Genomic DNA, 24,436 nt, shown 5'->3' on the forward strand with positions numbered 1-24,436 from the left:
ATGACAGTAGAATGGCAAAAAGTGAAGAACTTTGAAGAAATAATTTATGAAAAATACAACGGGATTGCAAAAGTAACGATTAATCGTCCTGAAAAACGTAATGCCTTTACACCAAATACCGTAAAAGAAATGATTGAGGCTTTTACAGATGCAAGAGACGATTCCTCCATCGGCGTGATTGTGTTAGCTGGAGAAGGAGATAAAGCATTTTGTTCCGGCGGAGACCAGTCTGTCCGCGGTCATGGCGGCTATGTTGGCGGCGATGAAGTTCCGCGTTTAAATGTACTTGATCTGCAGCGCTTGATCCGTACCATTCCGAAGCCGGTAGTTGCAATGGTTTCTGGATATGCAATCGGAGGCGGACACGTGCTTCATGTAGTTTGTGACTTAACGATTGCTGCAGATAATGCAATCTTTGGACAAACCGGACCAAAAGTGGGCAGCTTCGATGCAGGCTATGGTGCAGGCTATTTAGCCCGCTTAGTAGGACACAAGCGTGCACGTGAAATCTGGTACCTGTGCCGTCAATATAATGCGGAAGAAGCATATGAAATGGGATTGGTAAACACCGTGGTACCTTTGGAAAAATTAGAAGAAGAAACCTTACAATGGTGTGAAGAAATCTTAGAAAAATCGCCAATGGCATTACGCTTCCTGAAAGCATCCTTTAATGCTGATACGGATGGCTTAGCAGGACTGCAGCAGCTTGGCGGGGATGCAACCCTTCTTTACTACACAACAGATGAAGCAAAAGAAGGCAGAGACGCGTTTAAAGAAAAAAGAAAGCCGAACTTCAAACAGTTCCCTAGATTCCCTTAAGTCAGTATGGAAGAAACCTTTGCAGATTACGCAAAGGTTTCTTTTCGCAAGGGAAGGAATATATTTTAATAACGACGGAGGAAGTAAAATGAGTACAGTTATTCCCCATTGGCTTGATAAACAAGCCGATTTATCCCCCGATGAAACAGCCGTAGAATGGAAAGATGGCACTACCGTGACGTTTAGCCAGCTGGCTGAAAACAGCCGGGAAAAAGCAAGAAAGCTTGCTGCCGCTGATGTAACAAAAGGTGATCATGTGGCGGTGCTTTCAGGCAACAGCATCGAAATGATAGAGACCATTCATGCTTGCAGTTATTTAGGTGCAGTGGCTGTTTTATTAAATATGCGCTTAACTGCTTTCGAACGAAAACAGCAAATGGAAGATGCGGAAGTTACGCTGCTGGTTGCAGAAGCAGAGGAGGAGGCTTTGACAGAAATAAAACAGCTGACGTTTGAAAAACTGAATCAGTTAAAAGCCTCTCCTCATATGCAGCTTTTGGAAGAGATAGAGCTGTCTGATGTATTCACAATGATGTATACGTCCGGGACATCCGGTTTTCCGAAGGCTGTCCAGCATACGTATGAAAATCACTGGTGGAGTGCAACAAGCTCCAGCTTGAATTTTGGAAAGCACAATGACGATAAATGGCTGATTCCACTCCCGCTATTCCATGTGAGCGGATTGTCCACGATGTTAAAAGGAATTATTTACGGCATGCCAATTTACTTATTGGAAAAATTTGATGTGGAAGATGTCCACGATGCGATTATGAATAAGGAAGTAACGATTGCCTCTGTTGTCACTGTCATGCTGCAGCGCCTGGTAAGTTATCTGGGGGAATCAAGTTATCCGGAGAGTTTCCGCTGTATGCTTCTCGGAGGAGGGCCAGCCCCAGAATCGCTGCTGCAGCAAACGAAAGCAAAACAAATTCCTGTATTCCAGTCCTATGGTATGACGGAAACAGCTTCTCAAATTGTGACATTAAGTCCGAGAGACGCACTTCGAAAAGTGGGGTCAGCAGGAAAACCGCTGTTTCCGGCGCAATTAAAAATACGCGGACAGCAGGCGAATGAAGTTGGGGAGATACTTGTTAAGGGGCCAATGGTGACACCTGGTTATTATAATAGACCAGAAGCGAATGAAAAATCTTTCTTAAATGGCTGGCTGGCAACAGGCGATGTGGGGTATTTAGATGAAGAAGGCTTCTTATATGTGGTTGATCGCCGCAGTGATCTAATTATTTCCGGCGGGGAAAATATTTATCCGTCAGAAATTGAAAATATATTGCTGCAGATAGAAGGAATTCGGGAAGCGGGGGTAACCGGCTTGACGGACAAGGAATGGGGAGAAATTCCGGTTGCTTTTGTTGTTACGGACAAAATGATTACAAAAGAGGAGATTCTTTCTTTCTTAAAGGATAAATTAGCACGTTATAAACATCCGAAGGAAATTCATTATATGGATCAATTACCGAGAAATGCTGCAAATAAGCTGGTTCGTCAGGCATTAAAGAATTATCGATAGGCGCATAGCAAGTTTGTAACAAATTTTTTGCTGTTTCTTTACAGTTTCATAAAATAGGTTTGGCTCTTTTTAATGACGGGTAGCGCTAACTATACTGTTTAGAAAGGGGCAAAAATCAATGGAAAACTTTATGAACGATTATTTTACAGCAAACTTTTGGACTGGACTCCAAAATGTGGTTATAGCGCTTATTGTTCTTCTTATCGTATGGCTGCTTGCTAAACTGATAAGCAACGTAATAGAAAAAGCGTTAAAGAAAACGAACTGGGATGATAAGCTATTTAATCGGTTCCGGTTAAAAGGGGAACCGGTGAAGTCAGAAAAGGTTATTGCAAAAGCAGTTTATTACATACTGCTGATTGTTGCATTTATTTTGTTCTTCAATATTCTTAATCTGTCGATGATTGCTAATCCATTATCGGATTTGATCTCAACATTCTTAAATTTCATACCGGCAGTAGTGAAGGCAGCATTAATTTTACTATTGGCTTGGGTCATTGCAACCGTTGTCCAATGGATGATTGTTGAAGGAAGCAAGAAACTGCGCATTCAGCGCCTGTTTTCCAAAATAGGAGTTGCTGATTCTGAGGATGGAATCCGAAAAACAACGGAAACTATCGGGAAATTTGCGTTCTATCTTATTTTACTCCTATTTATTCCTGGTGTACTGCAGGCTTTAAATATTCAGGGGGTTGCCGAACCGTTTAGCGGTCTGTTGGCGTCTGTTTTAAACTTTATCCCTAAACTTGCTGCAGCCATACTTATTTTTGCAGTAGGCTGGTTTGTCGGCAAGATTGTCCGCAGTGTCGTAACGAATTTATTAGACGCAGCAGGTACAGAGAAATGGATTCAAAAATTAAAGCTGTCCAATTTATTTGAAGGGACATCTTTTGCAAAATTTGTCGGAAACATTGTTTTCATTCTTATTCTGATTCCAATTACCATCTCTGCTTTAGAACAATTGGAATTAGCAGGGATTACAGAGCCGGCGATTGGCATGCTGCACAGTGTTGTGCAGATGATTCCGAATATCTTGATTGCAATTGGTTTAATTCTGGTTGGCATCTGGTTAGGTAAACTGATTGGCGAATTTGTCAGCAGTTATCTTGCTAAATTAGGATTTAATCGTTTTGTCTCCACGGTCAGCAATAATAAAGCAGTGGACCAGGCGAAATGGACACCATCTTATATTGGCGGCTATGTTGTACAGATTTTAATTATTTTCTTCTTAACGGTGCAGGCATTGTATATTATTCAGTTGGATTTCCTGGTAGGAATTGCAACCGCAATTACTGCTTATCTGCCAAATGTTCTGGCAGCAGTGCTTATTTTGGGCATTGCTTTATTACTCGGTTCAATGGTGCAAAAAGTATTACTGCATCTGTTAAATGGACCGGCAACTGGTGTACTTGCAGGGTTTGCCAAGTATAGTATTTTGATTCTGGCAGCATTTATGGCTGTATCCCAATTAGGTATTGCATCAACTATTGTAAATAGTGCATTTATCTTGCTGCTGGCCGCATTAGCATTGGCCTTTGGACTTGCCTTTGGTTTGGGAGGAAAAGATTTTGCAGCAAAATATCTGCAGAAATTTGATAGAACAATTGATAATACTTCCATTAATCAGGAGCAGCAGAATCGTACGGATAATACGGACAATAATGATAATCTGTAATAACAGTTTGAAAAGGCGTGTATACCTTCAAAGGTATATGCGCTTTTTTCATATTTAAGAGATTATTTTCGTTTTTTGCGGAGAATATAATCGTGAGGTGATGATATTGGATAAACAAAAATATTTTATCAGTATTGGACAAGGTGAGATTTCCCGGATTCCGTATCAGGGAAATGATGATTTTGTGATTTATGCGACGGCAGAAGAGATATTAATGCTGCGCAGAAAATTTGAAGGACTGCATGAAGCGAGTTTTGACAGCTATAAACGTTCACATATCCCTTTTGTGCCCTACCATTTGGACACTGCCAATGATGTCTATGATGAAACGATGGCAGGAGTGTATCAAGCGTTATATGATCTGGGGGATGAAAATACGAAGAACCATATTCGGACTATGGGAATATTGGATGAAGAGTAGGTAAAAAAGTACTTTGGTATGAAAATGTTTAGATGATATAATAAAAAGGTACAGTATAGTGTATGGAAAATCAGAAATAAAGAATTTTTCATCAGTAAAAACAGGTTTTGTTTAGACAGGAAACATAGATAAGAAGAGGGAGTGCTTGTAGATGAGAAAGCTCGCTTTAATTCTTTGTTTTACAATGATGACAGCCGTTATTTTATCTATCACTGTACCTGGAGAGTCTGCTGGCGAAGGAAACAATCAGATTGATGCATCTGCAGAAGCAGAAGAAATGCAGCCGGATCAGGATGAAGTTATTCGCGTTATGAATGGGTTAGAAGATACATTGAAGCAGGATGCGGATGATTCGTATAAGCTGAAGCATTATGCAACAGAACAGGAGCTTACAGAAGCTTTTGAAGCATATGTTACACCAGAATTAGCCGCAGCCTTTGTTGACTATTACTTCCGGGCTGAAGCGGAAGGCGTTTATGTTATCCCGACACAAACGGAGCCATGGTTTCAAGAAGAAAATGAATATGATATGATAAATATATCAAATCATTCTGTACAAGTAGTACAGGAAAATGAAAATGACATGGTAGGGAGTTACACTCTTGTGGTGGAGATGGCATTTCAAAACGGCTGGAAAATTCAAGATATAAGCTATAAGTGATAACAGCCCTGTGGGAAAGTAGTGGAAGTAGTGAACGTTTTTAAGGATTTTTACAATAATACGGTACAATTATCTTTTTTAGATCATCCATTTTCAAAAAGCCCTAAGCATGTATGGGTGATTTGCAGATATAAAGATAGATGGCTGTTAACGGATCACAAGGAAAGAGGAATTGAATTTCCTGGAGGGAAGGTCGAACCTGGAGAGACAGCAGAGCAGGCAGCTGTCCGGGAAGTTATGGAGGAAACAGGGGCAACGGTAAACAAGCTCCATTACATTGGACAGTATAAAGTGGACGGGCGTTATGAAACAGTCATTAAGAATGTCTACTATGCGGAAATTGATGAATTGATTCCGCAATCTACTTATTATGAAACGAAAGGTCCGGTATTCCTAAAGAATATCCCGGCGAATGTAAAAAGGAAAACGGATTTTAGTTTTATTATGAAGGATACTGTACTGGAATCCTGTTTGCTCCGGATAAAAAAATCGTATGTATAAAAATAGCAGTCAGCTGAGCGCTGGCTGCTATTTTCGGATCAGCATCTGCTCTATTTTTTCTACGGTTTTGTACATAATCGCCGCAAGGATAGCGATGATGACAAGGCTGGACATAACAAGCGTAAAATCAAATACCTGAAAGCCGTAAATAATTAAATATCCTAACCCCTGTTTGGAAACTAAATATTCCCCGACAATAACTCCTACCCAGGATAGCCCGACATTCACCTTTAAGGTGGAGATAATAGCTGGTAAGGAGGCAGGAAAAACCGCTTCTTTAAAGCATTGCCATTTTGTTGCTTCAAAGCTCCGCAACACTTTTAAATAATTTTGGTCTACCTCGTTGAAAGCCGCAAATACAACAAGGGTGGTAACAATAACAGAAATAATAAATCCCATCGCAATGATGGATAAATAGCCGGGACCAAGTGCTACGATGAGTATCGGGCCGAGAGCCACTTTTGGCATCGCGTTAAAAACTACCAGATAAGGATCCATGACTTTCGCAAAACGATGAAAGCTCCAGAGCATAGAAGCAATGATAATCCCGGCAATTGTGCCGATCAAAAAGCCGAGGATGGTTTCAAGCAGCGTAATCTGAATATGACTGAGTAAGGATCCCTCTAAGAGCCGGCTCCATATCGAGCTGAATACCCGGCTGGGCGAGCTGAAGAGCAGCGGATCTATCCAGTAAAACCTGCTGGCTGTCTCCCAGAGAGCAAAAAATAAAATTAAAATAGACAGCTGCCAGGTCAGTACAATCTTAGCCTCTTTTTTTAATTTTTGCTGATAGAGTGCAAATAACTTAGGGCCGTTCATAAGCATCCTCCTCTAGAGGCTTTACTGTATCTTTTTGCTGGTCTAAGTCCGCCCAGATTTTATCGAAAAGCCGGCTGTATTTTGGATGCTTTCTTGCCATAAACGGTGATTCATTTCGTAATTCAACAGGCACGTCATATACTTTTTCAATTGCACCGGGATGCGAAGACATCAGAATAATCCGGTCGCTCATTGAAATAGCTTCCCCAATATCATGTGTTACCAGAATCGCTGTTTTTTGATAAGCTTTTAATAAATCAGCTACCAATACTTCCAGTTTTAGCTTTGTCTGAAAATCCAGAGCAGAAAAGGGTTCATCCAGTAAGAGAATTTCCGGCTCTGTGATAAGTGTTCTGATTAATGCCGCCCGCTGCCGCATCCCTCCTGATAATTCATTAGGGTATTTATCTGCGACATTTTCTAGACCGACTTCTTCCAAAAGGGCAATTGCTCTTTGCTTTAAATCCTCTGGCTGCCGTTTTCTGATTCTGGGTCCAATGAGCACATTATCAATAATATTTTTCCAGGGAAACAGATAATCCTGCTGGAGCATGTAACCGATTTCTAAATCGCTTCCCTCTATTTTCTTACCGTTCACTAAAATATTGCCTTCAGCAGGTTGCAGCATTCCAGAGATAAGAGAGAGCAGCGTAGATTTACCACAGCCGCTTGGTCCGAGCAATGAAATGAATTCATTCTTTTTCACAGAGAAAGAGATATTGTGCAGCGCTTCTGTATATTGTTTTTTGGAGAAGTAGTAATGAGATACCCGGTCTAATGTAAGATAAGACATTGTTGGCCTCCTTTATTCCCCGATAATCCGCTCTGCATACTCTGTGTTGACGAGATCTTCATAGGGAGCGTCTCCAGGGAGTTCTCCAGCTTCATCCATAATATCTTTTAGGTTTTCCCAGGCATCCTCTTTCAGCAGTGGAGATGTCGCAAAGGATCCCTGCTGTTTATAACGGTCGATGGCATTCGCGAGCATTTCTACATCGGTATCTTCAAAATATGGCTCTACCACTTCGGCAATTTCTAACGAATCTGTTTCCTGCACCCATTGCTGTGCTTTATAGATTGCTCTGGTAAATGCTTCGACCGTTTCCTCTTCTTCATCTAAAAAGCTTTGCTTTGCCATGAAGACAGTGTACGGCACTTGCCCGGATTCTTCTCCGAAAGAGGCGACAATCTCACCCTGGCCATTCGCTTCAAAAATACTTGCGGTTGGTTCAAATAACTGCACATACTCATAATCGCCGCTGGCAAAAGCGCCTGGAATATTTGCAAAATCAATATTCTGAACTAAATTTAAATCTTCTTGAGGGTTGATATCATGCTGCTTCAAAACATACTCTCCAACCATCTGGGGCATTCCGCCGACACGCTGGCCGAGAAAATGGCTGTCGCGTAAATCCTCCCAATTAAATTCTTCATCTGCATCCTTGGCTACTAAAAATGTGCCGTCTGTCTGAGTCAGCTGGGCAAAGTTCACGGCGTAATCCCTGGAATCCTGAGCATAGACATAGATAGATGTTTCTGAGCCGACCAGCGCAATATCTGCGCTGTCAGATAACAGTGCTGTCATTGTCGTATCGCCGCCCCATGTTGTTTGCAAATCAACCTCCAGTCCTTCTTCTTCGAAAAAGCCTTTTTCTAAAGCAACATATTGCGGTGCATAAAAAATAGATCGTGTGACTTCTGCAAGGTCTATCTGGGTCATTTTATTTTCATTACAGGCACTAATGAGAAGCAGAGAACAAATCAATAGAATGAAACAAGCAAGCTTTCTCATTTTCTTCTTCCTTCCTTTCTCAAAAAACTGTTCTTGAATATCTTCTATAAATATATGTTTCGCGGGATGATTGTGTGAACGCCTAGAATTTGGAGATTTTGTGAGGTGAAAAGGAAAGAGCAGCAAGAAAAAAGGGTAAATCCAAATTGGAGTTTACCCTTTTAACGCGTGAATATGCTATTTTGGAGAAGCTGTTTGATTATACTGGACGATACAGCGGACCAGCCTGTTGAATTGTTTCGCTGACTTCCGTGAATTTCTCGAAATTCATATGAAATTTTCCAGCTAATTTTTTAGCTTCCAATTCATAACTTTCCTTATCCGCCCAAGCATTTTTAGGAACAAGCACTTCATCAGGAACACCTGGAATGGATTTTGGAATAGCCAATCCGAAAATTTCATCTGTTGTTGTTTCCGCGTCATTTAACTCGCCGATTAAAGCGGAATGCACTATCGCACGCGTGTAGGATAATTTCATTCTCGTTCCCACACCGAACATGCCGCCGGTCCAGCCAGTATTAATCAGAAATACATTTGCATCAAATTTATCAATTTTTTCTCCGAGCATTTCTGCATAGACAGATGGATTTAATGGTAAAAACGGAGATCCGAAGCATGCTGAGAATGTAGCTACAGGCTTAGTTACACCACGTTCTGTACCAGCCAGTTTGCTCGTGTATCCGCTTAAGAAATGATACATTGCCTGCTCTTTTGTCAATTTACTGATTGGCGGCAAAGTACCGGAAGCATCTGCGGTCAGGAAAATAATTGTATTTGGATGTCCAGCCACACTTGGCTCTAAGCTGTTATCAATATTTTCTAATGGATAAGCTGCCCGTGTATTTTCTGTTAACGAAGTATCATCATAATCCGGGACGCGTGTATCTTCATCCAAGGCGACATTTTCCAGAACAGATCCGTAGCGGATCGCATCAAAGATTTGCGGTTCTTTTTCTGCGGATAAATTAATGCATTTTGCATAGCAGCCGCCTTCAATATTAAAGACACCCTCGTCACTCCAGCCATGCTCATCATCACCGATTAATCTTCTGTCAATGTCAGCTGAAAGTGTGGTCTTTCCAGTTCCGGATAACCCGAAAAATAAAGCAACATCGCCTTCATCTCCAACGTTAGAGGAGCAATGCATGGACAGAACATTTTGCTCAGGGAGCAGGAAATTAGCTACAGAGAAGATAGATTTTTTTATCTCTCCAGCATATTCTGTTCCGCCGATAAGCACAATGCGCTGTTCAAAGGAAATGAGAACAAAAGCCTCGGAGTTTGTACCGTCAACTTCCGGGTCTGCTTTAAAACCGGGAGCGGAGATTACTGTAAAATCAGCTTCATGTAATTGCTCCATGTCTTTTTCAACAGGAATAAATAATTGTCTTGCGAATAAATTATGCCAAGCGTATTCATTGATTACCTGAATAGGCAGTTTGTATTTTTCATCCGCACCCGCATAAGCTTGCAGGTGAAAAATTTCCTCTTGGTTATCTAGATAGGCAATCACTTTGCCCAGCAGCTGATTAAAGACTTCCTCTTCAATAGACTGATTAACATTTCCCCAGTCTACCTTATCCGCTGACAAAGCATCTTTTACAATAAATTTATCTTTTGGAGAACGTCCCGTGTATTTTCCAGTGGTGGCACGGACCGCGCCAGTAGATGTTAATTTTGCTTCATCACGATGAATAATTTTTTCAATAAGCTGGCCAACAGAATAGTTGCTGTAAATATTAGTTAAAGTGAGCTCCTCCAGTATACTTCTCCGCAATATTTTCATAAAGCAATTATTCACTCCTTAATTAATGGTTTAGAATTGATTTTATCTTGAAATATGTTTATTAGTATAACACATTAAATATAATAGTCCATACTAATTTATGAAAAATTATTTTTTCTGTCACAAATGATAATAAGGTTGACAGGAGAGGCTTGTTTCGTTAATCTAAATATTGAACGGATACTCTTATTTGGAGATGGTGGAGGGACAGTCCCGATGAAGCCCAGCAACCTCACTTGAAGTGAAAGGTGCTAACCTGATGCAAGGATCATTCCTTGAACAATAAGAGCGAAAGGCCAATAAGTTTTCCTTTCCTCATATATTTTGAAGGAGAGGTTTTTTTGTTTTTAGGAGACTTTTTAAATATCCTCTAAAAAATGAAACCACATTGGGTGGAATGATAAATTTATATTGAAATAGAGTTCCGTAACATTATTGGAGAAGGGGAGTTAGCCTTATGGCTGCAAATCGTCGTTTATTTACTTCTGAGTCAGTTACTGAAGGGCATCCGGATAAGATGTCTGACCAAATTTCAGACGCTATTCTGGATGAGATTCTCTCGAAGGATCCGAATGCCAGAGTAGCTTGTGAAACTACGGTTACAACTGGAATTGTTTTAGTTGCCGGAGAGATTTCTACAAGTACATATGTAGATATTCCTGCAATTGTACGTGAAACAGTACAAGGAATTGGCTATACACGGGCAAAATATGGTTTTGATTCAGAAACATGTGCTGTATTGACTGCTATTGATGAGCAGTCTCCTGATATTGCCGGCGGTGTGGATGTTGCGCTGGAAGCAAGACAAGGACAAGAAAGCGAAGAAGAAATCGAGGCAATTGGTGCCGGTGACCAGGGATTAATGTTTGGTTATGCATGTAATGAAACTGAAGAGCTGATGCCTTTACCAATTTCTTTAGCACACCGTTTATCCAAAAGATTAGCAGATGTCCGGAAGGAAGAGATTATCGGCTATCTGCGTCCAGACGGGAAAACACAGGTAACCGTTGAATACGGTGAAGATAACCAGCCGCTGCGTGTAGATACGGTTGTCATTTCCGCGCAGCATCATCCGGATATTACGAATGAACAAATCGAAGCGGATATTATTAAACATGTTGTCGAAGCTGTTGTACCCGGTGAATTACTGGATGAAAAAACAAAGTACTATATTAACCCGACCGGGCGCTTTGTTTTAGGCGGTCCGCAAGGCGATGTCGGCTTGACCGGAAGAAAGATTATTGTAGACACTTATGGAGGCTATGCCAGACATGGCGGCGGCGCTTTTAGCGGTAAAGATGCAACGAAAGTGGATCGTTCTGCTGCATACGCGGCCCGTTATGTTGCTAAAAATATTGTTGCTGCAGGTCTTGCTGATTCTTGTGAGGTTCAGCTGGCTTATGCGATTGGCGTTGCACAGCCCGTTTCTATCTCAATCAATACGTTCGGTACAGGGGAAGTCAGTGAAGAGAGATTAGTGGAAGCAGTCCGGGAGCTTTTTGATTTGCGTCCGGCAGGTATTATCCGCATGCTTGATTTAAGAAGGCCAATCTTTAAAAACACAGCTGCTTACGGCCATTTCGGACGTACAGATATTACATTCCCATGGGAAAAAACAGATAAAGTCGAAGAATTAAAAGCGTTGACTGCAAAATAAAAAAACGTCAGGTGTTTGAAGATGCCTGACGTTTTTCTTTGGAATAGGATGGTTTTACTCATTTCCGCCCATGTTTGTTTCTTTTAAATAATATTGTCCTTTTTCCACATAGGATTTACGGATGCGGTCCATTTCTTGATAGTCTTTATCGGTTAATTCACGAACCACTTTAGCCGGCCTACCCATAGCTAATGTGCGGGGCGGTATTTTTTTGCCCGGCGGCACCAGACTTCCTGCGCCGACAAAAGCATGCTCCCCGATCTCTGCGCCATCTAAAATAATGGACCCCATGCCAATCAGCGCATGATGGCGTATAATTGCTGAATGCAAGGTGACTTGGTGTCCAACAGTGACATCATCTTCAAGAATTAACGGCATATCAGGACTTTGATGCAGCATAGAGAGATCCTGGACATTGGTACGCTTACCTATTTTTGTCGGTGCTACATCACCGCGAATCACCGTATGAAACCAAATACTTGCTTCTTCTTCAATCGTCACGTCTCCGTTGATTACTGCATTTTTGGCAATGAATGCGGCAGAATCAATAGACGGGGTTATTCCTTTATATGATTCAATCATTTGTATTCCTCCAACTCAGTCATATTGATTAAAGTATATCAAAGGAAATATTATCTGGAAAGGCAGTTCTAAATGAGTTGATTTTAGTACTGAATGAAGGAGAAAGACTTGTTATTCCTATCGTAATCTCCTAATTGTAGGCATATATTCTAAGTCATTTGTTTGATGTGGATAATAAGTTTGAATGTAGATTTATTTCTTTTTATCCTCTACAGATACGCATCTTTTTATGGTAGAATAAATAAGCTGGTTACTTAAGGATAGTAATAACATAAAGAGATAAACAGAAATGCTATTCTAAGTAATTTCCACGTTGTTGATTTGACAATGGGAGCAGTAACAGATGTTCCAGTCATAACTGGAATAAGTAATTGTATAAATCTGTTTTAATCTCGCTATGGATAATGGGACATCCATACAAACAGGCGGACTTTTACAGAGAGAGAAAGTTTTGCATGTGGCGCAGAGAACTGATTTATCGTTAAAAATGGGGTTGTACTTTCATGTTGATTCAAATTGTAATAGGGATTTTATTTTTTATCGGTGTCTATATACTGATAAGCGATGAGCAAAAATGGCTGCGTCTGACAACATTTGGTTATTTTATTTTGCTAACTATTATTTTTGCAGCCGGATATATGAATCAGTTGAACAGCCTGCAAGACCCTGAACTGGGTGACCTTTCTGCATTGCGCGACTGGGTTTATCTATTTGGATATTTATATTCTGTCCCGCTCATGGTTGTATCAGCTTATATTTGGATTCCCTATCCCAAAAAATATAAGACACTTCGCTCCCGTGTGCTCATGATTTCATTTATTATATTTATTATCATGACAGCCGGGCACTTCTTAAATTTATTCTTTCGATTACTATTTTTAGGAATTGCATAAGAAACGCTCTATGATGCAGAGCGTTTCTTTTTTTCGATAGCAATTAAAAAAGGTGCTTGATTTTGCTGATTGATAAATTGGTACCTGAGCACTTGATATTCTTTTTGATTTAATTGTGAAGCGTAAGAAAGAACCGCTTCTTTTTCTTCCCCGCCGCCCGGGTGTCCATAATAAATAACCAGAACGATCAGACCGTTTGTTTTCAGTTTTTTCAATATCGCTTCAACCGAGGCGATGGTGGAGGGCGCTTTTGTGACTATTGATTTATCGCTTTTTGGCAAATAGCCAAGGTTAAAAATAGCGCCGCCAAAAATTTCTTCTTTAATATTGCTATGTATCTTTTCATGGCTGTCCTGAATAAGGGTTACATTATGACAGTCATTTTCGTAAAGTGTCGCTTTCGTATTTTGAATGGCCTGCTCCTGGATATCAAATCCATATACCTTGCCGGAAGGGCCGACAGTCTGGCTTAAAAATAATGTATCATATCCGTTTCCACAGGTCGCGTCGATAGCTGTATCTCCTTCTTTCAGGCTTTCTTTTAAAAGTGCATGTGCGCAGGTTAAAACATTTAATAGCATGTTACTGTCTCCTTCTGTATTTTTTCCAATGGAAATATGCTGTATTTCATTATAACAAGAAAAACGGTAAAATGTTTATTGCTCCGCTTCCAATTGAATAGTCAACAGTCTGTATTATATTTTTCCTCGTGATATGGTTTCCAATTATAAAAATAAGTGTATACTAAGAAGTAAGATACGTCAGGTCAACTTGACACGGAATATTTATTTCATTATAATTCCAGTATCTATCATAAAACGAAAGACGATGAAAAAGGATTAGTAATAGGTTTTATCAGTTTTAGAGAAGCAGTGGGTGGTGAAAACTGCTACTGATAGACGTATGAACTCACCTTTTTAGTTTGCAGTAATGAAATCAGAGTAGTTACTGTCGTTTCATCAACGTTACCGATGTCAAGCGAGCGCTTCTTAGCGTTAATTTGGGTGGTACCGCGGGAATAAACACAGCTTCTCGTCCCTTCATTGGGATGAGTGGCTTTTTTTATACCTGATTTTATAAGAAATCGGGATATAGATGTCCGTGCCGTATGTGATTGAACGATACAAGAGTCAGGACGAAAGGAAGGATTATAATGAGCTTTCAACATCAGGAAATCGAGAGAAAATGGCAAAAATATTGGGATAACAATCAAACATTCAAAACAAATACATTTTCTAATAAAGAGAAATTTTATGCACTTGATATGTTCCCTTATCCATCCGGCCAGGGGCTGCACGTTGGCCACCCGGAAGGTTATACGGCAACTGATATTTTAGCCAGAATGAAAAGAATGCAAGGATATGAGGTCATGCATCCGATGGGCTGGGACGCTTTTGGACTTCCGGCAGAGCAATATGCCATTGATACAGGAAACAGCCCTAAAGAATTTACAGAAGCAAATATTCAAACCTTTAAGAGACAGATTAAAGAGTTAGGCTTTTCTTATGATTGGGACCGGGAAATCAATACAACAGATCCTCATTATTATAAGTGGACACAATGGATTTTCAAAAAGCTTTATGAAAATGATTTGGCTTATATGGATGAAGTGGCTGTCAACTGGTGTCCTGCTCTTGGAACGGTGCTTGCCAATGAAGAAGTAATTGATGGGAAGAGTGAACGCGGGGGGCATCCGGTAGTTCGTAAACCGATGAAGCAGTGGATGCTTAAAATAACGGCGTACGCAGATCGACTGCTTTCTGATTTGGAAGAATTGGATTGGCCGGAAAGCCTGAAGGAAATGCAGCGTAACTGGATTGGGCGTTCCGAAGGGGCTGAGGTGACCTTCTCCATTGAAGGACATGAGGAAACCTTTACTGTATTTACAACACGTCCGGATACATTGTTCGGAGCAACGTATGCTGTTATGGCACCAGAGCATGATTTTGTTAAAAAAATTACAACCGCAGCACAAAAAGAAGCTGTGGAAAAATATTTGCATGACGTACAAACGAAGTCTGATTTAGAACGTACGGATCTTGCCAAAGAAAAAACAGGTGTATTTACGGGAGCCTATGCGATTAATCCTGTTAATGGAGAGAAGATGCCGATCTGGGTAGCAGATTATGTATTGATGAGTTACGGAAGCGGAGCAATTATGGCAGTTCCTGGACATGACGAGCGTGACTATGAATTTGCTTCTGTGTTTGATTTGCCAATCAGAGAAGTAGTCGCTGGCGGAAATATAGAAGAGGAAGCTTATACAGGAGACGGACCCCATGTTAATTCTGGATTTTTGGATGGACTGGATAAAGATGAGGCTATTTCTAAAATGATTGAATGGCTGGAAGAAAATAAAAAAGGGACAAAGAAAATCACGTATCGTTTGCGTGACTGGCTTTTTGCAAGGCAGCGTTATTGGGGAGAGCCGATTCCAATCATTCATTGGGAAGATGGCAGCATGACTGCTGTGCCGGATGAGGAGCTTCCATTGGAACTTCCGGAAATGACCGAGATTAAACCATCGGGAACTGGAGAATCTCCGCTTGCCACGAATGGAGATTGGGTAAATGTAGTTGATCCGAAAACAGGAATGAAGGGCAGAAGAGAAACAAATACGATGCCGCAATGGGCCGGCAGCTGCTGGTACTTCCTGCGCTATGTTGATCCGCATAATACGGAACAGCTTGCTGATCCAAAAGCATTGGAGGAATGGCTTCCAATCGACATATATATCGGCGGAGCAGAGCATGCTGTGCTTCACTTGTTATATGCACGTTTCTGGCATAAATTCCTTTATGATATTGGAGTTGTTTCCACGAAGGAGCCTTTCCAAAAATTATTTAACCAAGGGATGATTCTTGGAGAAGGTAATGAGAAAATGAGTAAATCAAAAGGAAATGTTGTTAATCCGGATGATATTATTTCTTCTCATGGCGCAGATACGCTAAGATTGTATGAAATGTTTATGGGACCATTAGATGCTTCTGTTGCCTGGTCAACAAATGGTTTAGATGGCTCCCGGCGTTTCTTGGATCGTGTTTGGAGACTGTATATCAATGATGATAATTCATTAACAGATAAGATTACAGATGAAGCTGCAACAGAATTAGATAAGGTTTATCATGAAACGGTTAAGAAAGTGACAGAGGACTTTGAGAATCTTCACTTTAATACAGGTATTTCTCAAATGATGGTATTTGTAAATGAATGCTACAAAGCAGAATCAATCCCGAAAAATTACGCAGAAGGCTTTGTGAAGCTTCTTTCTCCAGTCGCTCCGCATATGTGTGAAGAGATTTGGCAAAAGCTGGGCAATGAAGATTCTATAAGCCTTGCTGGCTGGCCTGCTTACGATGAATCGAAGCTGGTGGAAGAAGAAGTGGAAGTTGTTTTGCAGGTGATGGGCAAGGTACGTGCGAAACTAAGCGTTCCAGCAGGTACTGAAAAAGACGACCTTGAAAAAATGGCTTTAAATCAAGAAAGTATAAAAAAATGGCTGGACGGGAAGACAATTCGAAAAGTGATTGTTGTTCCAGATAAACTTGTTAATGTTGTAGCTAATTAATCCATTTTCTCTAACTGAAAACCGGGCTATAATCAAAATTCGCTTGGCAGAAATTGATTATAGTCCGGTTTTTCTATGTTTTCTTTATAAAAAATCACTAGCGTTGCATAAAGTTTTTAACCAAAAGTCAAGAAAAACAATATATTGGAAAATTAGGAATAATGGGAGTTTTCAATACAAATATCCATAAAAAAACCTTATAATAAGGGAATGGTAGTCCTGTCCAAATCCCAAATTATAAGGAGCTCGTATAAAATTCAGAAAATGGATGAAGGGCTACCTTGCATACCCATTGTCTTTTTTTAAAATAAGACATTGTCTATATCTGAAAATTACAATAATAAATCAAAATTTACAAAGCATATTGCTTACTTTTGCATTTATTTTTTTATGCAACGCTAGTGATAAAAAATACTAACTGGAGGAATTATCCAAACGCGGAAGATCTGTTTGCAAGTCTGTTTCTAGCAGCATCCATTTCCCCTCATCATACATCCAAATCGATTCCACGGTTCCAATTCCGTCTGCATGATAAGCACCACTTATTTGCTGAAAGCTCTTAAGACCTTTTTGACCTTCATCGTCTAAGTCAATGATGTCAAAAAATGCAACAGGATCAATCATAAGTGTTGTAGGTTCCAGAAGTTTACCCTGCTCATCGTATAGCTTTAAACGGATATATTCTTCTTTTTGGCCCGAGACATCTAAAATGATGGGGTCTTCATCTGGAAGCAATTGAATGGACACTCGAAAACCATCCATAAATTCCCCTTTCACGGGCTGCTCTACTGGCAGTGGAAGCTCGATAAAATCATCTTTTTCCCATTGATTTAACTGAGAAGTATATAATCCGCCGCTTCCGCCGGTAGGACTCTGATAAAGAATATCCATGACACCGTTGTGAGTTAATTCTGCAAAATGTAATTCGGGATCGTATCCTCCACCATAGTTTATCCGCCATGTTTTATCAGTAGAGGGGCTGGAAATTTCAACCCAAATATCTTGATAATAAACACCATCTGCAGCAAATAATTTTCCTTTTAACTCTAACAGCTCTTTCTCTCCATCTCCTGTAACATCCTCTTCATACGTTTGGATTAGCATCGCATCATTCGAAGCTGCTTCTGCCGGAGCGAAAAAGAGAGCTAAAAACAATAAACTGATATAAGCCATCAATAACACCTTCTATTCATAAAATAATTAAGTTTTGCCTTAGTTTAATCAAACGATTTGAATCCTATTCATAATGCATTTAATATAATAAAGAAGGAAAACAGAAGGAGATGAGAGAAAATGGCAGATATAAAAGAGCTTACACCGGCAGAAGTGGATACTATCAGAGAAAACGATAATATTCAGTTGATCGATGTCAGAGAAGATGAAGAAGTAGCACAAGGAATCATTGAAAATGCTTTGCATATTCCTTTAGGCGATATACCGGCTGCTTATGAGAAATTAGATAAAGATAAGGAATATATTATGATTTGCCGGTCTGGAAGAAGAAGCCATAACGCAACCGCTTTTTTACAAGAGCAAGGGTTTAATGTATCAAACATGAGCGGCGGAATGCTGGAGTGGGATGGAGAAATTATTATTAAATAATTCCATAAGCGTGACGAATTTATAGACTCTATAGAGGATATTCCGCGGGAAAATAAATTCCCGCGGGATTTTTATGCTGAGCAGGAGTAAGGTAACCAGACAATACGAGATTTATAATTTAATGAAGGGAGTACAAAAAAGGACATAATACAGCTTTATTTAATCCCTTCATTAGATAAAAAGAAATTTTCTCGTTTTGTGTTGACTTAATTTGTCGATAATGCTATAATAAATTTCCAGCGTTGAGTTAGCGATTTTGTAAAAATAATTTTATAAAAAAGTTGTTGACGCAGCATTGGTTATCTGATATATTAATAAAGTTGCTGATTTGAAACAGCAACAAATTGCTCTTTGAAAACTGAACAAAACAACCAGTACGAAAGAAGAAAGACAACCTCGTTTTTCTTAAAAAATAAGTCAGAAGTTGACTTCTGAAAGCTAATGTTTCAAACACTTTTATGGAGAGTTTGATCTTGGCTCAGGACGAACGCTGGCGGCGTGCCTAATACATGCAAGTCGAGCGCGGGAAGCGAACGGAACTCTTCGGAGGGAAGTTCGTGGAACGAGCGGCGGACGGGTGAGTAACACGTAGGCAACCTGCCTGTAAGACTGGGATAACTCGCGGAAACGCGAGCTAATACCGGATAACACTTTCTATCACCTGATGGAAAGTTGAAAGGCGGCTTTTGCTGTCACTTACAGATGGGCCTGCGGCGCATTAGCTAGTTGGTGAGGTAACGGCTCACCAAGGCGACGATGCGTAGCCGACCTGAGAGGGTGATCGGCCACACTGGGACTGAGACACGGCCCAGACTCCTACGGGAGGCAGCAGTAGGGAATCTTCCGCAATGGACGAAAGTCTGACGGAGCAACGCCGCGTGAGTGATGAAGGTTTTCGGATCGTAAAACTCTGTTGTCAGGGAAGAACAAGTACGATAGTAACTGATCGTACCTTGACGGTACCTGACCAGAAAGCCACGGCTAACTACGTGCCAGCAGCCGCGGTAATACGTAGGTGGCAAGCGTTGTCCGGAATTATTGGGCGTAAAGCGCTCGCAGGCGGTTCTTTAAGTCTGATGTGAAATCTTGCGGCTCAACCGCAAACGTGCATTGGAAACTGGAGGACTTGAGTGCAGAAGAGGAGAGTGGAATTCCACGTGTAGCGGTGAAATGCGTAGAGATGTGGAGGAACACCAGTGGCGAAGGCGACTCTCTGGTCTGTAACTGACGCTGAGGAGCGAAAGCGTGGGGAGCGAACAGGATTAGATACCCTGGTAGTCCACGCCGTAAACGATGAGTGCTAGGTGTTAGGGGGTTTCCGCCCCTTAGTGCTGAAGTTAACGCATTAAGCACTCCGCCTGGGGAGTACGGCCGCAAGGCTGAAACTCAAAAGAATTGACGGGGACCCGCACAAGCGGTGGAGCATGTGGTTTAATTCGAAGCAACGCGAAGAACCTTACCAGGTCTTGACATCCTTTGACCGCTCTAGAGATAGAGTTTTCCCTTCGGGGACAAAGTGACAGGTGGTGCATGGTTGTCGTCAGCTCGTGTCGTGAGATGTTGGGTTAAGTCCCGCAACGAGCGCAACCCTTAATCTTAGTTGCCAGCATTTAGTTGGGCACTCTAAGGTGACTGCCGGTGACAAACCGGAGGAAGGTGGGGATGACGTCAAATCATCATGCCCCTTATGACCTGGGCTACACACGTGCTACAATGGACGGAACAAAGGGAAGCGAACCCGCGAGGTCCAGCAAATCCCATAAAACCGTTCTCAGTTCGGATTGCAGGCTGCAACTCGCCTGCATGAAGCCGGAATCGCTAGTAATCGCGGATCAGCATGCCGCGGTGAATACGTTCCCGGGTCTTGTACACACCGCCCGTCACACCACGAGAGTTCGTAACACCCGAAGTCGGTGAGGTAACCTTTTGGAGCCAGCCGCCGAAGGTGGGACGAATGATTGGGGTGAAGTCGTAACAAGGTAGCCGTATCGGAAGGTGCGGCTGGATCACCTCCTTTCTAAGGATATATAACGGAATTCGTACGTGGTTGTTTGGTTCAGTTTTGAGAGAGCAATTCTCTATCATATTTAGATGGGCCTGTAGCTCAGCTGGTTAGAGCGCACGCCTGATAAGCGTGAGGTCGGTGGTTCGAGTCCACTCAGGCCCACCATCTAATTATATTATATTTATGGGGCCTTAGCTCAGCTGGGAGAGCGCCTGCCTTGCACGCAGGAGGTCAGCGGTTCGATCCCGCTAGGCTCCATTTTTGTACCTTGAAAACTAAATAAGAGTAACAACGACATCAAACTTTAAAAATAAGGCAAAAAAGCTATTGATATAGCGACACAACTGATTACATTCTGTAATCAGCCATCTTATTCAAAAACTTTAGTTAAGTGAATAAGGGCGCACGGTGGATGCCTTGGCACTAGGAGCCGATGAAGGACGGGACTAACACCGATATGCCTCGGGGAGTTGTAAGTAAACATGATATCCGAGGATTTCCGAATGGGGGAACCCACTGTTCGTAATGGAACAGTACATCTATCTGAATACATAGGATAGGTGAGGCAGACCCGGGGAACTGAAACATCTCAGTACCTGGAGGAAGAGAAAGAAACATCGATTTCCTGAGTAGCGGCGAGCGAAACGGAAAGAGCCCAAACCAAGAAGCTTGCTTCTTGGGGTTGTAGGACATTCCATTGGAGTGACAAAGAAATTCTTTAGATGAATCGACCTGGAAAGGTCAGCCAAAGAAGGTAACAGCCCTGTAATCGAAAAGGAATTTCCTCCGGAGTGTATCCTGAGTACGGCGGAACACGTGGAATTCCGTCGGAATCCGGGAGGACCATCTCCCAAGGCTAAATACTCCCTAGTGACCGATAGTGAACCAGTACCGTGAGGGAAAGGTGAAAAGCACCCCGGGAGGGGAGTGAAATAGAACCTGAAACCGTGTGCCTACAAGTAGTCGAAGCCCGTTAATGGGTGACGGCGTACCTTTTGTAGAATGGACCGGCGAGTTACGATCGTATGCAAGGTTAAGTGGAAGACACGGAGCCGTAGCGAAAGCGAGTCTGAACAGGGCGAATGAGTATGCGGTCGTAGACCCGAAACTGTGTGATCTACCCATGTCCAGGGTGAAGGTCAGGTAACACTGACTGGAGGCCCGAACCCACGTATGTTGAAAAATGCGGGGATGAGGTGTGGGTAGCGGTGAAATTCCAATCGAACACAGAGATAGCTGGTTCTCTCCGAAATAGCTTTAGGGCTAGCCTCAAGATAGAGAGTACTGGAGGTAGAGCACTGATTGGACTAGGGGCCCCTACCGGGTTACCGAATTCAGTCAAACTCCGAATGCCAGTTACTTACACTTGGGAGTCAGACTATGGGTGATAAGGTTCATAGTCGAAAGGGAAACAGCCCAGACCGCCAGCTAAGGTCCCAAAGTATACGTTAAGTGGAAAAGGATGTGGCGTTGCACAGACAACCAGGATGTTGGCTTAGAAGCAGCCATCATTGAAAGAGTGCGTAATAGCTCACTGGTCGAGTGACGCTGCGCCGAAAATGTACCGGGGCTAAACGTATCACCGAAGCTGCGGATTGTTCTTACGAACAATGGTAGGAGAGCGTTCAAAGTGCTGTGAAGTCAGACCGTGAGGACTGGTGGAGCGCTTTGAAGTGAGAATGCCGGTATGAGTAGCGAAAAAAGAGTGAGAATCTCTTTCACCGAATGCCTAAGGTTTCCTGAGGAAGGCTCGTCCTCTCAGGGTTAGTCGGGACCTAAGCCGAGGCCGACAGGCGTAGGCGATGGACAACAGGTTGATATTCCTGTACCACCTCATGATTGTTTGAGCAATGGGGGGACGCAGGAGGATAAGGAGTGCGCACCGATGGATGTGCGTCCAAGCATGCGAGGAAGTCAGATAGGCAAATCCGTCTGACATGATTCTGAGCTGTGACGGGGAGGGAAATAGAGTACCGAAGTTCCTGATTTCACACTGCCAAGAAAAGCCTCTAGTTAGATCATAGGTGCCCGTACCGCAAACCGACACAGGTAGGCGAGGAGAGAATCCTAAGGTGAGCGGGAGAACTCTCGTTAAGGAACTCGGCAAAATGACCCCGTAACTTCGGGAGAAGGGGTGCTCACTTGTGAGTGAGCCGCAGTGAATAGGCCCAAGCGACTGTTTAGCAAAAACACAGGTCTCTGCGAAGCCGAAAGGCGAAGTATAGGGGCTGACACCTGCCCGGTGCTGGAAGGTTAAGGGGAAGAGTTAGCTCTTCGGAGCGAAGCTTTGAACCGAAGCCCCAGTAAACGGCGGCCGTAACTATAACGGTCCTAAGGTAGCGAAATTCCTTGTCGGGTAAGTTCCGACCCGCACGAAAGGTGCAACGACTTGGGCACTGTCTCAACGAGAGACCCGGTGAAATTATACTATGCGTGAAGATGCGCATTACCCGCGACAGGACGGAAAGACCCCGTGGAGCTTTACTGTAGCCTGATATGGAATGTTTGTGCAGTTTGTACAGGATAGGTGGGAGCCTTTGAAGCGTGAGCGCCAGCTTACGTGGAGGCATCCGTGGGATACCACCCTAACTGTATGACCATTCTAACCCAGGACCGTAATCCGGTTCGGAGACAGTGTCAGGCGGGCAGTTTGACTGGGGCGGTCGCCTCCTAAAAGGTAACGGAGGCGCCCAAAGGTTCCCTCAGAATGGTTGGAAATCATTCGAAGAGTGTAAAGGCAGAAGGGAGCTTGACTGCGAGACCTACAAGTCGAGCAGGGACGAAAGTCGGGCTTAGTGATCCGGTGGTTCCGCATGGAAGGGCCATCGCTCAACGGATAAAAGCTACCCCGGGGATAACAGGCTTATCTCCCCCAAGAGTTCACATCGACGGGGAGGTTTGGCACCTCGATGTCGGCTCATCGCATCCTGGGGCTGTAGTCGGTCCCAAGGGTTGGGCTGTTCGCCCATTAAAGCGGTACGCGAGCTGGGTTCAGAACGTCGTGAGACAGTTCGGTCCCTATCCGTCGTGGGCGTTGGAAGTTTGAGAGGAGCTGTCCTTAGTACGAGAGGACCGGGATGGACACACCGCTGGTGTACCAGTTGTTCCGCCAGGAGCATAGCTGGGTAGCTACGTGTGGTAAGGATAAGTGCTGAAAGCATCTAAGCATGAAGCCCCCCTCAAGATGAAACTTCCCATCACTTGAAGTGAGTAAAATCCCTCAGAGACGATGAGGTTGATAGGTCCGAGGTGGAAGCGTGGCGACACGTGCAGCTGACGGATACTAATCGATTGAGGACTTATCTAAGTTTTTTCATGTCACGTTACTCTTATTTAGTTTTCAGGGTGCAAATTCTTGAAAAAAAGTGTTGCATTTTCAGGAAACATCTTCAAGTTACATATTTTATTGTCTGGTGGCGAGAGCGAAGAGGTCACACCTGTTCCCATGCCGAACACAGAAGTTAAGTTCTTCAGCGCCAATGGTAGTTGGGGGCTTCCCCCTGCGAGAGTAGGACGTTGCCAGGCATATTGAAAAAGAGTTAAGCATCATGCTTAGCTCTTTTTTTGCATATTTTTTAGGAGAAATGCCGTTTTATGTCATCTGAATCTGTTCATAGTAGGTACGATGACAAAATATACAAATGTTACGTTTTTTCCACCATAAAATAGGATTTATTGTCGTAAAGGCGGATCCTTGAATGAATGCTTTGCCAGTGATAGCCATCCATGGGTTTGGTTTTTCCTCGACAAAATAGATATTTTTACATACGCCGTTTTGTGAATAACCCCGCAACGAAATGACTTTCTTCTCTGATTCCCTGCGTTTTCGCTTCACATAGACACCTTTTATTCCTAAATAACACCGTGGCAAATGAAGTGTATTTTTTTGTCTTCACTCTATCTATGATTGAAAACAAGAGGACGTGCCACACTTAGTATAGAGTCAAAAAATGTTTCATTGCTGATACGGCTCGTCTAATGGGTTTTTGCTTGTTTATCTTCAAATATCCTTTCTTTGGTATTTATTTCTGGAAGATAAATCAATTTACTGCTAAAGTAAAAATACACTTATTGCAATGAATACTTCTATTTAAATAGTTTAAAATTAATTTTCATGATAGTTGGTATGG

General features: G+C 42.3%; 18 protein-coding genes, 2 tRNA genes, 3 rRNA genes, 1 riboswitch and 1 other annotated feature. Of the genes, 15 read left to right on the forward strand and 8 right to left on the reverse strand.

Annotation, left to right across the window (positions count from 1 at the left end):
* The 6 genes from menB (at window position 1) to ytkD (ending at window position 5,602) form a co-directional block, all read left to right on the forward strand.
* Window positions 1–819 (forward strand): 1,4-dihydroxy-2-naphthoyl-CoA synthase, encoded by an 819-nt coding sequence (menB, locus tag BN997_RS06430; RefSeq protein WP_042530692.1) that lies wholly within the window; start codon window positions 1–3, stop codon window positions 817–819.
* 88 nt (window positions 820–907) lie between these two features.
* Window positions 908–2,344, forward strand: a complete 1,437-nt coding sequence (locus tag BN997_RS06435) for an o-succinylbenzoate--CoA ligase (RefSeq protein WP_042530694.1) — start codon at window positions 908–910, stop codon at window positions 2,342–2,344.
* Window positions 2,345–2,462: 118 nt separating this feature from the next.
* Window positions 2,463–4,019 carry a mechanosensitive ion channel gene (locus BN997_RS06440; protein WP_052484934.1) on the forward strand — a complete coding sequence of 519 codons (1,557 nt, stop codon included), beginning with the start codon at window positions 2,463–2,465 and terminating at the stop codon, window positions 4,017–4,019.
* 106 nt (window positions 4,020–4,125) lie between these two features.
* A complete protein-coding gene (locus tag BN997_RS06445; protein ID WP_042530696.1) occupies window positions 4,126–4,440 on the forward strand; it encodes a hypothetical protein in 315 nt (104 codons plus the stop codon).
* A 151-nt stretch (window positions 4,441–4,591) separates the two neighbouring features.
* The gene (locus BN997_RS06450; RefSeq protein WP_052484935.1) at window positions 4,592–5,101 is read left to right on the forward strand and encodes a hypothetical protein; all 510 of its coding nucleotides are present in this window, start codon (window positions 4,592–4,594) and stop codon (window positions 5,099–5,101) included.
* A 30-nt stretch (window positions 5,102–5,131) separates the two neighbouring features.
* On the forward strand, window positions 5,132–5,602 hold the full coding sequence (gene ytkD, locus BN997_RS06455) for an RNA deprotection pyrophosphohydrolase (protein ID WP_042535859.1): 471 nt from the start codon (window positions 5,132–5,134) through the stop codon (window positions 5,600–5,602).
* A 27-nt stretch (window positions 5,603–5,629) separates the two neighbouring features.
* On the opposite strand, the gene BN997_RS06460 is transcribed toward ytkD, so the two are convergent.
* From BN997_RS06460 to pckA, 4 genes are all read right to left on the reverse strand, one after another.
* Window positions 5,630–6,421 carry an ABC transporter permease gene (locus BN997_RS06460; RefSeq protein WP_139089033.1) on the reverse strand — a complete coding sequence of 264 codons (792 nt, stop codon included), beginning with the start codon at window positions 6,419–6,421 and terminating at the stop codon, window positions 5,630–5,632.
* On the reverse strand, window positions 6,408–7,214 hold the full coding sequence (locus BN997_RS06465) for an ABC transporter ATP-binding protein (RefSeq protein ID WP_042530700.1): 807 nt from the start codon (window positions 7,212–7,214) through the stop codon (window positions 6,408–6,410). The genes BN997_RS06460 and BN997_RS06465 overlap by 14 nt, the downstream gene beginning before the upstream one ends.
* A 12-nt stretch (window positions 7,215–7,226) precedes the next feature.
* The gene (locus tag BN997_RS06470) at window positions 7,227–8,213 is read right to left on the reverse strand and encodes an ABC transporter substrate-binding protein (RefSeq protein WP_042530702.1); all 987 of its coding nucleotides are present in this window, start codon (window positions 8,211–8,213) and stop codon (window positions 7,227–7,229) included.
* 199 nt (window positions 8,214–8,412) lie between these two features.
* Complete coding sequence (gene pckA / locus BN997_RS06475) at window positions 8,413–9,999, reverse strand: phosphoenolpyruvate carboxykinase (ATP) (RefSeq protein ID WP_084612869.1); 1,587 nt, start codon at window positions 9,997–9,999, stop codon at window positions 8,413–8,415.
* 183 nt (window positions 10,000–10,182) lie between these two features.
* A riboswitch (SAM riboswitch) is annotated at window positions 10,183–10,288 on the forward strand.
* A gap of 168 nt (window positions 10,289–10,456) precedes the next feature.
* Between pckA and metK the strand changes: the two genes are divergently transcribed.
* On the forward strand, window positions 10,457–11,656 hold the full coding sequence (gene metK, locus BN997_RS06480) for a methionine adenosyltransferase (protein WP_042530704.1): 1,200 nt from the start codon (window positions 10,457–10,459) through the stop codon (window positions 11,654–11,656).
* A 54-nt stretch (window positions 11,657–11,710) separates the two neighbouring features.
* Here the strand turns inward: metK and BN997_RS06485 are convergent, their stop codons facing one another.
* On the reverse strand, window positions 11,711–12,238 hold the full coding sequence (locus tag BN997_RS06485; RefSeq protein ID WP_042530706.1) for a gamma carbonic anhydrase: 528 nt from the start codon (window positions 12,236–12,238) through the stop codon (window positions 11,711–11,713).
* Between the two features lie 503 nt (window positions 12,239–12,741).
* Here BN997_RS06485 and BN997_RS06490 point away from each other — a divergent pair.
* Window positions 12,742–13,131, forward strand: coding sequence for a hypothetical protein (locus BN997_RS06490; protein ID WP_042530708.1), 390 nt, complete (start codon window positions 12,742–12,744; stop codon window positions 13,129–13,131).
* Window positions 13,132–13,139: 8 nt separating this feature from the next.
* Here BN997_RS06490 and BN997_RS06495 read toward each other — a convergent pair whose 3' ends face one another.
* Entirely contained in the window at window positions 13,140–13,712 is a 573-nt protein-coding gene (locus BN997_RS06495; RefSeq protein WP_042530709.1) for a tRNA 5-(aminomethyl)-2-thiouridylate-methyltransferase MnmM, read from the reverse strand.
* A gap of 238 nt (window positions 13,713–13,950) precedes the next feature.
* Window positions 13,951–14,174, forward strand: a binding site (T-box leader).
* Window positions 14,175–14,284: 110 nt separating this feature from the next.
* On the opposite strand from BN997_RS06495, the gene leuS reads away from it, so the two are divergent.
* Window positions 14,285–16,699: a leucine--tRNA ligase gene (leuS, locus tag BN997_RS06500; protein ID WP_042530711.1), complete on the forward strand. Its 2,415-nt coding sequence runs from the start codon at window positions 14,285–14,287 to the stop codon at window positions 16,697–16,699.
* A 414-nt stretch (window positions 16,700–17,113) separates the two neighbouring features.
* On the opposite strand, the gene BN997_RS06505 is transcribed toward leuS, so the two are convergent.
* Window positions 17,114–17,872 carry a hypothetical protein gene (locus BN997_RS06505; protein ID WP_042530713.1) on the reverse strand — a complete coding sequence of 253 codons (759 nt, stop codon included), beginning with the start codon at window positions 17,870–17,872 and terminating at the stop codon, window positions 17,114–17,116.
* A 120-nt stretch (window positions 17,873–17,992) separates the two neighbouring features.
* Here BN997_RS06505 and BN997_RS06510 point away from each other — a divergent pair, with 120 nt between their 5' ends.
* The 6 genes from BN997_RS06510 (at window position 17,993) to rrf (ending at window position 23,831) form a co-directional block, all read left to right on the forward strand.
* A complete protein-coding gene (locus BN997_RS06510) occupies window positions 17,993–18,301 on the forward strand; it encodes a rhodanese-like domain-containing protein (protein ID WP_042530715.1) in 309 nt (102 codons plus the stop codon).
* Window positions 18,302–18,756: 455 nt separating this feature from the next.
* Window positions 18,757–20,318: ribosomal RNA gene (locus BN997_RS06515) — 16S ribosomal RNA — on the forward strand.
* Between the two features lie 76 nt (window positions 20,319–20,394).
* Window positions 20,395–20,471, forward strand: a tRNA-Ile gene (locus BN997_RS06520).
* Window positions 20,472–20,491: 20 nt separating this feature from the next.
* A tRNA-Ala gene (locus tag BN997_RS06525) sits at window positions 20,492–20,564 on the forward strand.
* Between the two features lie 127 nt (window positions 20,565–20,691).
* Window positions 20,692–23,613: ribosomal RNA gene (locus BN997_RS06530) — 23S ribosomal RNA — on the forward strand.
* A gap of 102 nt (window positions 23,614–23,715) precedes the next feature.
* Window positions 23,716–23,831 (forward strand): 5S ribosomal RNA (rrf, locus tag BN997_RS06535).
* Together the 16S, 23S and 5S rRNA genes with 2 tRNA genes alongside form the textbook arrangement of a ribosomal RNA operon.
* Before the next feature lie 67 nt (window positions 23,832–23,898).
* Here the strand turns inward: rrf and BN997_RS22870 are convergent.
* The gene (locus BN997_RS22870) at window positions 23,899–24,141 is read right to left on the reverse strand and encodes a hypothetical protein (protein WP_139089035.1); all 243 of its coding nucleotides are present in this window, start codon (window positions 24,139–24,141) and stop codon (window positions 23,899–23,901) included.
* Window positions 24,142–24,436: the final 295 nt, after the last annotated feature.

The organism is Oceanobacillus oncorhynchi, assembly GCF_000821065.1.
GTDB lineage: Bacteria > Bacillota > Bacilli > Bacillales > Amphibacillaceae > Oceanobacillus > Oceanobacillus oncorhynchi.

Coding starts and splice junctions, on each gene's coding strand:
- BN997_RS06465 (WP_042530700.1), bottom strand. CDS start 7,214: ATGTCTTATCTTACATTAGACCGGGTATCTCATTACTACTTCTCCAAA.
- BN997_RS06510 (WP_042530715.1), top strand. CDS start 17,993: ATGGCAGATATAAAAGAGCTTACACCGGCAGAAGTGGATACTATCAGA.
- pckA (WP_084612869.1), bottom strand. CDS start 9,999: ATGAAAATATTGCGGAGAAGTATACTGGAGGAGCTCACTTTAACTAAT.
- BN997_RS06470 (WP_042530702.1), bottom strand. CDS start 8,213: ATGAGAAAGCTTGCTTGTTTCATTCTATTGATTTGTTCTCTGCTTCTC.
- BN997_RS06450 (WP_052484935.1), top strand. CDS start 4,592: ATGAGAAAGCTCGCTTTAATTCTTTGTTTTACAATGATGACAGCCGTT.
- BN997_RS06440 (WP_052484934.1), top strand. CDS start 2,463: ATGGAAAACTTTATGAACGATTATTTTACAGCAAACTTTTGGACTGGA.
- BN997_RS06495 (WP_042530709.1), bottom strand. CDS start 13,712: ATGCTATTAAATGTTTTAACCTGCGCACATGCACTTTTAAAAGAAAGC.
- BN997_RS06505 (WP_042530713.1), bottom strand. CDS start 17,872: ATGGCTTATATCAGTTTATTGTTTTTAGCTCTCTTTTTCGCTCCGGCA.
- metK (WP_042530704.1), top strand. CDS start 10,457: ATGGCTGCAAATCGTCGTTTATTTACTTCTGAGTCAGTTACTGAAGGG.
- BN997_RS06490 (WP_042530708.1), top strand. CDS start 12,742: ATGTTGATTCAAATTGTAATAGGGATTTTATTTTTTATCGGTGTCTAT.
- leuS (WP_042530711.1), top strand. CDS start 14,285: ATGAGCTTTCAACATCAGGAAATCGAGAGAAAATGGCAAAAATATTGG.
- BN997_RS06435 (WP_042530694.1), top strand. CDS start 908: ATGAGTACAGTTATTCCCCATTGGCTTGATAAACAAGCCGATTTATCC.
- BN997_RS06460 (WP_139089033.1), bottom strand. CDS start 6,421: ATGAACGGCCCTAAGTTATTTGCACTCTATCAGCAAAAATTAAAAAAA.
- menB (WP_042530692.1), top strand. CDS start 1: ATGACAGTAGAATGGCAAAAAGTGAAGAACTTTGAAGAAATAATTTAT.
- BN997_RS06485 (WP_042530706.1), bottom strand. CDS start 12,238: ATGATTGAATCATATAAAGGAATAACCCCGTCTATTGATTCTGCCGCA.